A 12,612-nucleotide genomic window follows, 5' to 3' on the forward strand; every position below is an offset into this window, starting at 1 on the left:
TTGCGGGCAGCGTCGATCAAGGGGCAAATGCCGACCGGGCGCCAATGCCGGCGAAATCGTTTGCTTGATCGGCTCCAGCTTGAATGGCCGCGGTGAAGCCGATCAACGACACCGGATGGTGACCGGGCGACCGATTCCATGCCAATGGACACTGTAGTAGCTTGCTGCCGCGCCGGATTCTTGCCCGGGCAATATCAGCGCAACAAGTGCGGATGCCGGCCTTCGGGTCGATGCTGCAGAAGCCTGCTCGATCGGCTGGCGTGAGAAAGGGATGGACCATGGCGGACAAGGCGGCGAAGACGGAAGCGGTGCCGGAAAGCGGTGCCATGCCGCTGTTCTATTCCAGGCCCGAGGCGCTCAACCCGGCGCGGCACGGCTCGCTGGGCCTGACCACGCGCGGCGACCTTTCCTTCGCGCGTGCAGTGCATGCCATTCCGGTGGTGGCGTCGGAGATGCCGGCGGCGATGCGCTCCTATCCGATCGTCTTCATCGGTCCGGCCAAGGCGCCGGTGATCATCACCGGCGTGCGCCAGGGCGAGAACCTGTTCGTCGACAAAGACGGCCGGTGGGCCGCGCCGCATTACGTCCCCGCCTATGTCCGCCGCTACCCCTTCATCCTGGCCGAGGACCCGACCACGGCGGGCCGGCTGACGCTGTGCGTGGACAGGGCAAGCGAGCGGGTCGTCGACAAGGTGCTCTCGTCCCTCGGTGACGACAAGATAGCCCCCTTCTTCAACGGCGCCGAGCCCACGGAAGCGACGAGGCAGGCGCTGGCCTTCTGCAATCAGTTCCAGATCGACTTCAGGGCCACCCGCGAGATGGTCGAGAGGATCGACGCGCATCGCCTGTTCGCGCCGCGCCAGAGCACGGTGACGCTGGAAGGCGGCGAAACCCTCAACCTCACCGATTTCCAGGTGATCGACGAGGACGCCTTCAACAAATTGAGCGACGAGGCCTTCCTCGACCTGAGGAAATCCGGCGCGCTCACCCTGCTCTATTGTCACCTCGCCTCGACCAACAGCTGGACCTCCCTGGTGCACCAGGCGTCGCTGCGCAAGGCGGGACAAGGACGGTCGCCCTCCTGAAAGACGAAAGGGCCGGATCGCCGACAGACCGCACAACGCCGCCTGGAAATTGGCTTGCGTGCTCAAATTTCAGGTCGCCGCAGGATCTTCGGATGTCTCGCGCATCCATCCGACCGGCGCGGGTTACCCTATGCAATGAGCCGCGTCAGTGTCGCCCTACATCACAGATTCGAAATGTTCGGGATGAACGGCGGTCCGAAGAGCGTTTAATCATTAGTTCGCCGGGTGCTCCTGAGACTCCGAGCGCCCTTAAATCAACCGTTTTTGGGAGAACAACGATGAAACATCGCCTCATTCCCATGGTGCTGGGCTTGCTTGCAACCTCCGCCGGCCTGGCCTTGGCCGCCAATGTCCACTCGGTAACGGGGACCAAGGGGCAGCCCAATCAGACAATCGGCACCCCTCAGACAGGGACTGCCACCCCTGGCAATGCCAGCACCGCGCCGGGTTCGGCCTTCAACCCGGACGGGAACGCCGGAACACATTACGCAGGGACCCAGCCGCAGAACTCCAAGAATCCGAAGAGCGTATCTCAATACGATGTTGCGGGCTTCCAGCAGTCCCAAAAGTGACAACCGCCTTGGCGCCGGCGTTCCGGCCGCCCAAAAACGAAAAAGCCGCGGGGACCGCGGCTTTTCGATGCTTGATTTCCCGAGAGGAAACTGGAGCGGGTGAAGCGATTCGAACGCTCGACCCCAACCTTGGCAAGGTTGTGCTCTACCCCTGAGCTACACCCGCTCACACGGCGTCTTGGCCGCAAGCCGGGCCTATATGGCTTAAGAGCGCGGCGATTGCAACAGGGAAATCGCAGCCTTTTTACAACCTTTCGAGTGATGCCGGCAAACCGCCGCGATGCGCGGATTTCATTGTGCCATCGCGCGATGGTCTTGTGTCTGACGCCTCATTGGCCGTAAACGGCGAGGCAGGAAACGGACAAAGAAGAAACCAATGCCGAAGACCGAAGCCGAGCTTTTTGCCTTTCTTGCCGAACTGGGCATCGCCGTTTCGACGAAACGCCATCCGCCGCTCTATACGGTGGCCGATTCGCAGGCGCTGCGCGGCGAAATCGACGGCGGGCACACCAAGAACCTGTTCCTGAAGGACAAGAAGGACAATTTCTTCCTGGTCACCGTCGGCGAGGACGCGGTCGTCGACCTGAAGCAGATCCACCAGCTGATCGGCGCCGCCAGCCGTGTTTCCTTCGGCAAACCGGAGATGCTGATGGAGCTTCTGGGCGTTTCGCCGGGCGCGGTCACCGTCTTTGGCGTCATCAACGACACGGCAAACAAGGTGAAGCTGGTGCTCGACAAGGATTTGATGGATCATGCCGTCATCAATGCGCATCCGCTGACCAATGAGGCGACGACATCGATCGCGGCGGCCGATCTCATCAGATTCGTCGAGGCAACCGGGCATGATGCTGCTATCTTGAAAGTCTCGGCATGATCGCCACATGGATGGCGAAACCGACTTCCAATAAAGACATTGCGCCGACCCGCGGGCCGGCGGCGCGACCGAAAGGGTGACGAGATGAGCGACAACAATCCGTTTGGCGGATCATTCGGCAGCAATGGCGGCCAGTATGCCACCACCGTGCAGTATGGCGGAACCGCACCCGCGCCGGCAAAGGTCGCGCTTGGCGACGCGGCGGGCGCCCCTTCCGCTCCCCCAGCCACCGGCGATGTCATCAAGGACACGACGACCGCTGCCTTCGCCGCCGACGTCATTCAGGAATCGCGCCGCCAGCCGGTGCTGGTCGATTTCTGGGCGCCGTGGTGCGGGCCTTGCAAGCAGCTGACGCCGCAGCTCGAAAAGGCGGTCAAGGCCGCCGGCGGCAAGGTCAAGCTCGTCAAGATGAACATCGACGACCACCCCTCGATCGCCGGCCAGCTCGGCATCCAGTCCATTCCGGCGGTCATCGCCTTCAAGGACGGCCAGCCGGTCGACGGCTTCATGGGCGCGATCCCGGAGAGCCAGATCGCAGAATTCATCACCAAGGTCGGCGGCAAGGGCAATGGCGCGCCGGCCGTGGCCGAGGCGCTGGCGGCGGCGGCGGAAGCCCGCGACGCCGGCGACATGCAGACCGCCGCCGACATTTTTGACGCCATCCTGGCGCAGGCGCCGGAGACGGTCGAGGCAATCGCCGGGCTGGGTGACCTGCTGTTCGAGGCCGGCGACACGGAAGGCGCCGAGGCGTTGCTGGCGACAGCGCCTGAGGCCAAGAAGGATGCGCCGGCGCTTGCCGCGCTGCGTGCCAAGATGGCGCTTGCCGCGCAAGCGGCGACGCTCGGCAATCCGGCCGAGTTCGAGCGGCGCCTGGCGGAAAATCCCAAGGATCATCAGGCCCGTTTCGATCTGGCCATGATCCAGAACGCCAGGGGCGAACGCACGGCGGCGGCCGACAATCTGCTGGCCATCATCAAGGCCGACCGCGCCTGGAACGAGGATGGCGCCAGGACGCAATTGCTGCAATTCTTCGAGGCCTGGGGCATGACCGACGAGGCGACGCTGGCGGCGCGGCGCAAATTGTCGGCGCTGCTGTTTTCCTGAGCCGGCGGCTGTTTCGTCGCATGGGCTTGGCGTCGGCGGCGGCAGCGCCAGATTAGGAAGCTGGCGCCGGTTCGCCAACGATCCCGGCGGCGGGAAGCGGAAGAAGTCGATGGGAGGACTATGGTGCAAGCGGGAAACGCGCATTACCGGCTCGCCAAGGATCTGCCGTCGACGATCCCGATTTTTCCGCTCGAGGGGGCGCTTCTGCTGCCGGGCGGCCGCATGCCGCTCAACATCTTCGAGCCGCGCTACCTGCAAATGGTGGACGAGGCGGTGGCCGGCTCTCGGCTCATCGGTATCATCCAGCCACGTCTTGACGGCGCGTTGCGCGACGACGGCGAGCCGGAGCTCTGCAATGTCGGCTGCGCCGGGCGCATCATCGCCTTTTCCGAGACCGGCGACGGCCGCTACCTGATTTCGCTGCAGGGCGTGTGCCGGTTCCGCATCGGCCATGAACTGACGGTCAAGACGCCGTTTCGCCAGGCGAAACCGGCGCCCTTCCTGGCCGATCTCGATGACGATCCGGCGGCGAACGAGATCGACCGGCCGGCGCTGCTAAGGGCGTTTCGCGCCTATCTGCAGGCCAATGATCTCGAAGCCGACTGGGAGAGCGTCAGCCGTGCCGAAAATGCCATGCTGGTCAACGCGCTGTCGATGATGGCGCCCTACGGTCCGGCCGAGAAGCAGGCGCTGCTCGAGGCCGCCGACCTGAAGACAAGGGCCGAAACGCTGATTGCCATCACCGAAATGGCGCTGGCGCGCGAGAATGAGGATTTTGGTTCGAGTCTGCAGTAAGATGTGCCGATATTCAGGTGATGCCGGCCATTTTCGACTCGGCCTGACCTGAATCTCAACGCATCTTTCGATAGTTGGTCAGGAGGCGACACGGTGGCGGCGGATGGGCGTGACGGAAAGAATTTCAATGTCGACCCCAAGTTGCTGGAGCTTCTGGCCTGCCCGTTGACCAAGGGGCCGCTGGCCTGGGATCCGGAGCGGGGCGAGTTGGTCTCGCGGGTCGCCAAACTGGCTTATCCGGTGCGCGACGGTATTCCGATCATGCTGCCTTCGGAGGCGCGGACGTTGTCGGCCGAGGATGTGCTGGCGCCGCCGCCCCGCCTGAGCGGACCGGGTTGAGCGGGCCGTCGCAGGAGGCGGTGCCATTCATCGCGTCGTCATCCCAGGGCGGAGCAGCCGCGTAGCGGCGTCGCGGAGACCCTGGGATCCATGCCGCGACGTATGTGACGTGCGAAAGCGGGCCGGAGCCGGTTGCCTTTCGTCCCACGATGTAAAGACGCTATTCTGGACCGTGGCACTCTTCGTTCGAAGTCGCGGCATGGATCCTCGGGTCTCCGCGACGGAGCTTCGCTCCTGCTCCGCCCGTGGATGACGAAAGGTGGGTGAGGGCGAAGCGGCGCCGTACGCTACTGAAAATTCCGTCCCTTTGGCATGACACTTTCTGCTTCTTCCGACAGTGTTGCGAGATCTTGTCTCGCCGGCCCCGTTTGGCTGGAGCGATCCAGACCCTCGCTGGAGGCGTGTCGCGCGCCCGGCTGCCCGGCCCCGCTCACCTTCTCCAGAAGCACGGTCAGCCAGGGCGTCAGATCCTCGATCTTTTCCGCAACGATATGGATCACACCCGATTCCGACTGCAATTTCCCTGACACCTTCACGAACCGCGCGCCCATGACGATGGGCCGGAAGCGGGTAAAGGTCCGCTCCCAGAAGATGACGTTGGCGACTGCCTTGTCGTCCTCCAGCGTCAGGAAGATCGCGTTGCCCTTGCCGGGGCGCTGGCGCACCAGCACCAGCCCGGCAACGGAGACGCGCCTGCCGTCGCGCACGGAAGGCAGGTTGGCATTGGGCGTGACACCGGCGCGGTCGAGCCGTTCGCGCAGGAAGGCGACCGGATGCGCCTTCAGCGACAGGCCGAGCGAGCGGTAGTCGTGGATGACGTGTTCGCCGAGCGGCATTTTCGGCAGCTTCGTCTCGGGCTCGAGTTCGCGCAGGCGCAGCGCCGGCTGGTCGAACAGCGGCAGTTTTTCGGCCGCGCTCCTGGCGCCCAGCGCGCGCACCTCCCACAGTGCGGCACGGCGGTCGAGGCCGATCGAACGGAAGGCATCGGCCTGCGCCAGCCGCTCGATCTCGTCTACATCGAGGCCGGAGCGCAGCCAGACGTCCCGGACGGTTTCGTAGCCTGAGCCGCGTCGCGCCACGAATTGCTCCATGCGTTCCTTGGAAAGCCCCTTGATCTGCCGGAAGCCGAGCCGCAGCGCATGGGACGTCTCGATGACGCCGCGCATCTCGGCATGGCGCGGCAGGATGCGGGCCGGATCGAAAGCCGCCTTTTCCAGGGTGCAGTCCCAGACGGAATAATTGACGTCGACCTCGCGGATGTCGACGCCATGGTCGCGCGCGTCGCGTACCAGTTGCGCCGGCTGGTAGAACCCCATCGGTTGCGAATTCAGGATCGCGGCGCAGAACACGTCGGGATAGAAGGTCTTGAACCAGCACGAGGCATAGACGAGCAGAGCGAAGGAGGCGGCATGGCTTTCGGGAAAGCCGTATTCGCCAAAGCCCTCGATCTGCTTGAAGCAACGCTCGGCGAAGTCCTTGGTGTAGCCCTTGCCGACCATGCCCTTGATCATTCGATCGCGGTAATTGCCGATGGTGCCGGTGCGCTTGAAGGTGGCCATGGCACGTCGCAGTTCGTCGGCCTCGCCCGGCTTGAAGCCGCCGGCGACGATGGCGATCTTCATCGCCTGTTCCTGGAATAGCGGCACGCCCAGCGTCCTGCCGAGGATGTCTTTCAACTCCGCCTTCTGATATTCGGGTTTTTCCTTACCTTGCCGTCGGCGCAGATAGGGATGCACCATATCGCCCTGGATCGGGCCTGGCCGCACGATCGCGACCTCGATGACAAGGTCATAGAAATCCTTTGGTTTGAGCCTTGGCAGCATCGACATCTGGGCGCGCGATTCGATCTGGAAGACACCGAGCGTGTCAGCCCGGCCGATCATGTCGTAAACGCGCTTGTCTTCCGGTGGCAAGGTGGCCAGCACATAGGGTTGGCCGTAGTCATCCCGCGCCTTCGGATAGTGCTCCGTAAGCAAGGTGAAGGCCCGCTGGAGACAGGTCAGCATGCCGAGCGCCAGGACGTCCACCTTGAGGATCTTCACCGAGTCGAGATCGTCCTTGTCCCATTCGACCATCTTGCGCTGGTCCATCGCCGTCTTGACGATGGGCACGATCTCGTCGAGGCGGTCCCTGGTGATGACGAAGCCGCCGACATGCTGGGAGAGGTGACGGGGAAAGCCCATGATCTCGTTGGCGCGTTCCATCACATGCCGTGATGTGGGGTCGCTCCGGTCAAGGCCGCCGGCGCGGGCTTCCTTTTCGCCGAGTTCCGAGGTCGACCAGCCCCAGATCGAACCCGATAACGACGCCCTGACATCCTCCGACAGCCCCATCGCCTTGGAAACCTCGCGCAGTGCAGAGCGGCCGCGATAGCTGATGACAGCGGCGGCCAGCGCGGTACGCTTGCCGCTGTATTTCTCGTAGATGTACTGCATCACCTCTTCGCGTCGTTCATGCTCGAAGTCGACGTCGATGTCAGGCGGTTCGTTCCTCTCCTCGGAAATGAAGCGCTCGAACAGCGTATCGATCTTGTCCGGACCAACCTCGGTGATGCCGATGCAGAAACAGATGATGGAATTGGCGGCAGATCCACGGCCCTGGCAGAGGATATTCTGGCTGCGGGCGAATTTGATGATGTCGTAGACGGTCAGGAAATAGCGGGCGTAATTCAGCCGCTCGATCAGAGCGAGCTCTTCCTGGATGCGTTTTATGACGCTGGTGGGGACACCGCCCGGGAAGCGCTTGGCCGCGCCTTCTCGCGCCAGCCTCTCCAGTTCGGCCTGCGGCCCGAGGCCCGATTCCGTCGGCTCGTCGGGGTAGTTGTACTGGAGGTCGCTGAGCGAGAAGGCCAGCTCCTCCCCGAAACGCAGCGTCTCGGCCAGCGCTTGCGGGTGCCTGCGGAACAGGCGCGCCATCTCCAGCGGTGGCTTCAGGTGACGCTCGGCGTTGGCGGTGAGCTCAAGGCCGACCTCTGCGACGGGCGTGTTGAGGCGGATCGCGGTGAGCACATCCTGCAATGGACGCCGTTCCGCCGCGTGGTAGAGGACATCGTTGGTCGCCATCAGCGGGATGCCGGCACTTTCGGCCAACGCCGCCGCCTGCTCGATCCGGAAACGATCATTGCCCGCATAGTCGGGCGAGACGCCAAGCCGCAGGGCCTTGCCGAAACGATCCTTGAGCTGGCGAAGCAGGGCAAGACCGCCTTGCGCGTCCGCCACCAGATCGGGCAGGACCGCCAGCGACATCAAATCCCCCCATTCCAGGAGGTCGCTGTGCTGGAGAAGCGTGGCGCCCTTTTCGGTTTCGTCACGCAGATTGGCCTGGGTGAGCATGCGGCACAGATGCCCCCAGCCCGCACGGTTCCGGGGATAGGCGAGAATGTCCGGCGTGCCGTCGCCGAAAACCAGCCGGCAGCCGGGGTGATAGGAGAGTTTTTCGACCTTGGCCTGCTGCCAGGCGCGCACCACGCCGGCAACCGTGTTGCGGTCGGCAAGGCCGATCGCGGAGAAGCCCAGCAGCTTGGCCGCGACCACCAGTTCCTCCGGCTTGGAGGCGCCGCGCAGGAAGGAGAAATTCGACTGGATGCCGAACTCGGCATAGGGGATGACGGTCAGCGCGTTCATGCGAAGACCCCGTGCATGAACCAGCGCGGCGGCACCCGGGGGTTGCCATAAAGGCCTTGCCGGTAGAGCCAGAAGCGGCGGCCGTCGGCATCCTCGATGCGGAAATAGTCACGGGTGGATGTGGCCGGATCGCTTGACGCCTCCCGCCACCATTCGGCGGCGATGCGTTCCGGACCCTCGACGCGGGTGACGCGGTAGAGCGCGCGCCGCCAGCGGAAGTGCAGCGGCGGCCCCTCCGGCATTTCGGTAGCGGGCACCTCGATGGGCTCGGGCGCGCGGAACAGCCGGATCGGCCGTTCCGGCGGGAAGATGGTTTTGGGCGCCTGCATCCTGTCCGGCTTCCTAGGCGGCGTGGTCCGGCGCGGGGCCTCGGTGAAAGGAATGATGGCGACGGCGCGTTCCGGCAGATGGCTTTCCACGGCGACCGGCTGCAGGACCGCGCCTTCGCCGAGCCGGGCGCGGATGCGGTCGGCGAACAGCGCGATGTCGGCGCCGTCGTCGGTCACGTCGCCCGTCAGGTCGGCCTGCGCCATGTCGAAGGCGGCGGCGGCCAGCACGGAGAGCCGCACCAGGTCGAAGCCATAGCCAGCATCGATACCTTGCTCGAGTGCCGCCAGCCTTTCATGGAACAGCTTCTGGATCAGCCGGGGATCGCGCATCGGCCGCGAGGTACCCAGAGCAATGCGGCTGACCGCGCCGTCGACGCGGAAGAGCAGCAGCGCCAGCGTCCGGGCGCCCTCGCCACGGCGCTCGAGATCGGTCTTCAAGGTCGTCGCCAGCAGGCCGACCAGGCGTTCGATGTCCTCGATCAGCGTGACGGGCTCGGCGAGATGGCGCTCGACCGAAAGCGGCGCGACGGGAAGACGCGGCGAGACCGCCTCGTCGAGACGGCCAAGCGCCTGGTCGAGGCGCAGCAGCAGGGCGGCGCCGAAGCGGCGGGCGAGCGGCGCGCGCGGTGCCGCCATGACGGCGCCCGCCGTGCGCAGGCCGACGCTCTCCAGGCTGGCGCGGGTTTCCGGCGCTATGCGCAATGCGGCGAGCGGCAAGGGTGCCAGCAGTGCTTCCTCCTCGCCCCCGGCGACGATGCGGTCGCCGCAAAAGCGTGCCGCCGCCCAGGCCGCTCCCGGCGTCGGGGCAAGGCCGGCGCGGACATCGAACCCCTGATGGAAGAAGCGCGACAGGATGTCGTCGAGCATGGCGCGTTCGCCGCCGAACAGATGGGTGCAGCCGGTGACGTCGAGGAACAGGCCGTCCGTCCCGTCCAGCGCCACCAGCGGGGTGTAGCGGTCGCACCAGTCGGCAAGGCCTTCGAGCAGGCGGCGGTCGGCTTCCGGATCGGCCTCGACGATGTCGATCGACGGATGCATGGCGCGCGCATCGGCAATGCCCATGTCGCGCTTCAGGTGCAGCGCCTCAGCCCGCTCGTCGAGGGCCGAAATGCGTTGCGCGTTGCCCTGGCGGTGGCTGACCACCAGTGGCGGATGATCCGACGACGGCCGGGAACGCCAGGACCGCCCCAGACGCTGCCGCAGGATCCTTTCGGCTGCCAAGTAGGGAAACCACAGCGACAGGATCCTTTGCCCGTTCCCGTTTTTCCTCGCCTCTTCTTTCGTCGAATGCGCGTTCATCGGGGTTCCACTCCAGTGTGAATTGTCCTGGCAAGGCCGTGCGGCTCTTGCCGATGGTAATGGTGAAGGCAGGGCGGCCGATCGAACCGGCGAGCGGCCCGGCGACCGTGGCGCGCGGCACGGCCGGCGCCGACGCGACGATGAGGCGGACGGGCGCCGCCGTCGGTTCTGGCTCGGCCGCCTGCCGCAGCAGGAACACCGGCCGGCCGGCGCTTGCCGCCCTTGCATGCAGCCGGCGCGTCGCGGTCAGGTCCAGCCGCTGCGGGTTGCCGCGAATTTCCAGGATGACGGCGGCGAGTGCCGTCATCCTGGCGGCCTCCTCGGCGACCCACAACGCATCGACGAGCCTGGGCGCCTCGGAAAACAGCAATTGCCCGGGTTCGATGCCGAACGCGGCATGCAGCCCCCTGGCATAGGGAAAGCCGGCCTCGCCAAAGATCTCCGATGTACCGATCCACAGCACCGGCAGCCCGTGTGCCTGCTTCAGGATCAGGCTGGTGAGCGACAGAGCGAAGCCCGCAACGGCTCCGGCATCACGGGTTTGCCCGCCATGGATTTCGCTCAAGGCGGCTTTCGGCAAGCCGCCGCTCAGGGCGGCATCGAGGCGCTCGACGCCGGTTGGCAGGAAGGCATCCGGCAAGGCCGCGGCAAGGCCGCGCCGGACGATCGTGAGGTCGGCACTGGACGTGACATCGGCGCTGGCGTCGGCATCAAGCGGCGCGCCAGCCGGCGCCTGCAGGCGCTCGGGCAGCGTTTCCTCGATTTTCGCGATCTGGCGGCGCAGGGCAAAAACAGTCTCCCGCGCCACGGCGCTCATCGCCATGACGGTCAGCTTCCACTCACAATTGTTCCTGTTATGTTCCTATAGATTCCAGAGGGCGATTGAAGAGTCAAGCAGAGTCACAAGGAATTTATTCCTCATCCCTGCGCGCCTCATCCCTCTTATTTGCCTCGACCGGTGCGAAAGCCTATATGCCGGGATCAAAGGACAAAGCATGGCCCGCATCTACAAGACCCGCACCTGGCACGGCGAACTTGCGCCCTCGATGGAGGAGCTGGAGTTCCTCGCGCTGGAGGCCTATGCCCATTTGCCGGAGGAGTTTCGCAAGCTGACCGGCGAGATCGTCATCCAGATCGCCGAGTTCCCGACCGACGAAATCATGGACGACCTGTCGCTGGAAACGCCGTTCGACCTGCTCGGCCTGTTCGAGGGACGCGGCATCGCCGAGCGCTGGAACCCGCAGACCGGCGAAGGCCCGAACCGCATCACGCTCTATCGCCGCGCCATGCTCGACTACTGGGCCGAAAACGAGGAAACGCTGGGCGACATCGTCACCCATGTGCTGATCCACGAGATCGGCCACCATTTCGGCCTGTCGGACGATGATATGGAGCGGATCGAGGAAGCGGCTGAATAGGCTCGAAGAGAGGAAGCCCCTACCAGTCGCTGAGCTTGGTGTCCGGCCCGTATTCCTGGCCGTCGACATCCTTCACCACGGCCTGGCCGCAACGCATGGTCTTGGCTTTCTTGTCATAGGCATAGGTCGGCGAGCCGAACAGGTGCCAGCCCTTGTTCAGCGCCGCCGTCACCTTGTGGCAGAAGCTGGCGTCGTCCGGGCCGGTCAGAAAGCGGTAGAGTTTCATTTTCTCAAGTCCTGTCGTGAATGAACTTGGCCGCGATCATGCGCCGATGGCGGCCGCCTTCGCCAGCAGTTTTTCGGCCTGCGCCAGGTGCAGCCGCTCGACCATTCTGCCATTCAGCGCGATCACGCCCTTGCCGCTGTTTTCGGCAAGGGCAAACGCGTCCTTCACCAGGCGCGCCTCGGTCAGCGCCGCCGGCGCCGGCGCGAAGGCGCGGTTCGCCGCGTCGATCTGGGCCGGATGGATGAGGGTCTTGCCATCGAAGCCCATGGCCGCCGCTTCCGCGCACTCGCGGGCAAAGGCGTCGAGGTCGCGAAAATCGTTGACCACGCCGTCGAGCATGTCGAGACCGCCGGCGCGCGCGGCCAGCACCATCTGCATCAGCCATGGCACGAGGTAGCGCCGGTCCGGCGTCGCCAGCACGCCGGTGTCCTTGGCCAGGTCATTCGTTCCGGCAACGAAACAATTGAGCCGTGAGGCCGGATCGCGGCCAAGCTCGGCGATCGCGCCGATGTTGAGCATGGCCTTGGGCGTCTCGATCATCGCCCACAGCTTCACGCTGTCGGGGGCAAAATTGTCATCGAGCACGTCGCCGACCTCAAGGATATCGCGCGGTGTGGCGACCTTGGACAACAGGATGCCGTCGGGCTCGAATCTTGCCGCGGCCAGCAGGTCGTCGGCGCCCCATTCGCTGGCCAGCGCGTTGACGCGCACCACCATCTCGCAGCGTCTAGCGGGGCGATTGGCGAAAATTCCCGCCAGCTTGTCGCGAGCGGCGATCTTGTCGGCCGGGGCGACGGCATCCTCGAGGTCGATGATGACGGCGTCGCAGGCAAGCTGCGCGATCTTGGCCAGCGCCTTGTCGTTGGAGGCCGGGACGTAGAGCACCGAGCGGCGCGGGCGGTAGGGTTCGGTTGTCATGCTCGATCTATGCCGCCTGTGGGCGGGTGA

The 12,612-nt window shown here is 65.0% G+C and carries 12 protein-coding genes and 1 tRNA gene; 7 read left to right on the top strand and 6 right to left on the bottom strand.

Features of this window, described 5'->3' with window-relative positions:
* Nucleotides 1–278 precede the first annotated feature (278 nt).
* Both EB815_RS05010 and EB815_RS05015 read left to right on the top strand, forming a co-directional pair.
* Nucleotides 279–1,085 carry a SapC family protein gene (locus EB815_RS05010; RefSeq protein WP_056576374.1) on the top strand — a complete coding sequence of 269 codons (807 nt, stop codon included), beginning with the start codon at nt 279–281 and terminating at the stop codon, nt 1,083–1,085.
* Nucleotides 1,086–1,363: 278 nt separating this feature from the next.
* Nucleotides 1,364–1,657: a hypothetical protein gene (locus EB815_RS05015; protein ID WP_056574365.1), complete on the top strand. Its 294-nt coding sequence runs from the start codon at nt 1,364–1,366 to the stop codon at nt 1,655–1,657.
* Between the two features lie 91 nt (nt 1,658–1,748).
* On the opposite strand, the gene EB815_RS05020 is transcribed toward EB815_RS05015, so the two are convergent.
* Nucleotides 1,749–1,823: transfer RNA gene (locus tag EB815_RS05020), tRNA-Gly, on the bottom strand.
* 210 nt (nt 1,824–2,033) lie between these two features.
* Between EB815_RS05020 and EB815_RS05025 the strand changes: the two genes are divergently transcribed.
* The 4 genes from EB815_RS05025 to EB815_RS05040 all read left to right on the top strand — a co-directional run bounded on the left by EB815_RS05025 (nt 2,034) and on the right by EB815_RS05040 (nt 4,769).
* Complete coding sequence (locus EB815_RS05025) at nt 2,034–2,531, top strand: prolyl-tRNA synthetase associated domain-containing protein (protein WP_056574368.1); 498 nt, start codon at nt 2,034–2,036, stop codon at nt 2,529–2,531.
* 84 nt (nt 2,532–2,615) lie between these two features.
* Entirely contained in the window at nt 2,616–3,635 is a 1,020-nt protein-coding gene (trxA, locus tag EB815_RS05030; protein ID WP_056574371.1) for a thioredoxin, read from the top strand.
* A gap of 123 nt (nt 3,636–3,758) precedes the next feature.
* Nucleotides 3,759–4,430: an LON peptidase substrate-binding domain-containing protein gene (locus EB815_RS05035; protein ID WP_056576377.1), complete on the top strand. Its 672-nt coding sequence runs from the start codon at nt 3,759–3,761 to the stop codon at nt 4,428–4,430.
* Between the two features lie 93 nt (nt 4,431–4,523).
* On the top strand, nt 4,524–4,769 hold the full coding sequence (locus tag EB815_RS05040) for a Trm112 family protein (protein WP_056574374.1): 246 nt from the start codon (nt 4,524–4,526) through the stop codon (nt 4,767–4,769).
* 287 nt (nt 4,770–5,056) lie between these two features.
* Here EB815_RS05040 and EB815_RS05045 read toward each other — a convergent pair whose 3' ends face one another.
* Genes EB815_RS05045 through EB815_RS33525 form a run of 3 tightly spaced genes read right to left on the bottom strand, consistent with a single transcriptional unit; the run spans nt 5,057 to nt 10,843 of the window.
* Nucleotides 5,057–8,392, bottom strand: coding sequence for an error-prone DNA polymerase (locus EB815_RS05045; RefSeq protein ID WP_056574378.1), 3,336 nt, complete (start codon nt 8,390–8,392; stop codon nt 5,057–5,059).
* Nucleotides 8,389–9,864 (bottom strand): DUF6504 family protein, encoded by a 1,476-nt coding sequence (locus EB815_RS05050; protein WP_056574381.1) that lies wholly within the window; start codon nt 9,862–9,864, stop codon nt 8,389–8,391. Before EB815_RS05050 ends, EB815_RS05045 begins: the two co-directional genes overlap by 4 nt.
* The gene (locus EB815_RS33525) at nt 9,806–10,843 is read right to left on the bottom strand and encodes an ImuA family protein (RefSeq protein WP_056574384.1); all 1,038 of its coding nucleotides are present in this window, start codon (nt 10,841–10,843) and stop codon (nt 9,806–9,808) included. The genes EB815_RS05050 and EB815_RS33525 overlap by 59 nt, the downstream gene beginning before the upstream one ends.
* A 172-nt stretch (nt 10,844–11,015) precedes the next feature.
* Here EB815_RS33525 and EB815_RS05055 point away from each other — a divergent pair, with 172 nt between their 5' ends.
* Entirely contained in the window at nt 11,016–11,438 is a 423-nt protein-coding gene (locus EB815_RS05055; protein ID WP_056574387.1) for a metallopeptidase family protein, read from the top strand.
* Nucleotides 11,439–11,457: 19 nt separating this feature from the next.
* Here EB815_RS05055 and EB815_RS05060 read toward each other — a convergent pair whose 3' ends face one another.
* Both EB815_RS05060 and EB815_RS05065 read right to left on the bottom strand, forming a co-directional pair.
* On the bottom strand, nt 11,458–11,664 hold the full coding sequence (locus EB815_RS05060) for a DUF1737 domain-containing protein (RefSeq protein WP_027047555.1): 207 nt from the start codon (nt 11,662–11,664) through the stop codon (nt 11,458–11,460).
* Nucleotides 11,665–11,700: 36 nt separating this feature from the next.
* Nucleotides 11,701–12,582, bottom strand: a complete 882-nt coding sequence (locus EB815_RS05065) for an HpcH/HpaI aldolase/citrate lyase family protein (RefSeq protein ID WP_065005465.1) — start codon at nt 12,580–12,582, stop codon at nt 11,701–11,703.
* Nucleotides 12,583–12,612: the final 30 nt, after the last annotated feature.

The organism is Mesorhizobium loti (genome assembly GCF_013170705.1).
Classification (GTDB): Bacteria; Pseudomonadota; Alphaproteobacteria; order Rhizobiales; family Rhizobiaceae; genus Mesorhizobium; species Mesorhizobium loti_D.

Bases quoted from the DNA above. Each gene is read 5' to 3' on its own strand.
- EB815_RS05010 (WP_056576374.1), top strand. From the start codon at position 279: ATGGCGGACAAGGCGGCGAAGACGGAAGCGGTGCCGGAAAGCGGTGCC.
- EB815_RS05025 (WP_056574368.1), top strand. From the start codon at position 2,034: ATGCCGAAGACCGAAGCCGAGCTTTTTGCCTTTCTTGCCGAACTGGGC.
- EB815_RS05060 (WP_027047555.1), bottom strand. From the start codon at position 11,664: ATGAAACTCTACCGCTTTCTGACCGGCCCGGACGACGCCAGCTTCTGC.
- EB815_RS05065 (WP_065005465.1), bottom strand. From the start codon at position 12,582: ATGACAACCGAACCCTACCGCCCGCGCCGCTCGGTGCTCTACGTCCCG.
- EB815_RS33525 (WP_056574384.1), bottom strand. From the start codon at position 10,843: ATGGCGATGAGCGCCGTGGCGCGGGAGACTGTTTTTGCCCTGCGCCGC.
- EB815_RS05045 (WP_056574378.1), bottom strand. From the start codon at position 8,392: ATGAACGCGCTGACCGTCATCCCCTATGCCGAGTTCGGCATCCAGTCG.
- trxA (WP_056574371.1), top strand. From the start codon at position 2,616: ATGAGCGACAACAATCCGTTTGGCGGATCATTCGGCAGCAATGGCGGC.
- EB815_RS05015 (WP_056574365.1), top strand. From the start codon at position 1,364: ATGAAACATCGCCTCATTCCCATGGTGCTGGGCTTGCTTGCAACCTCC.
- EB815_RS05055 (WP_056574387.1), top strand. From the start codon at position 11,016: ATGGCCCGCATCTACAAGACCCGCACCTGGCACGGCGAACTTGCGCCC.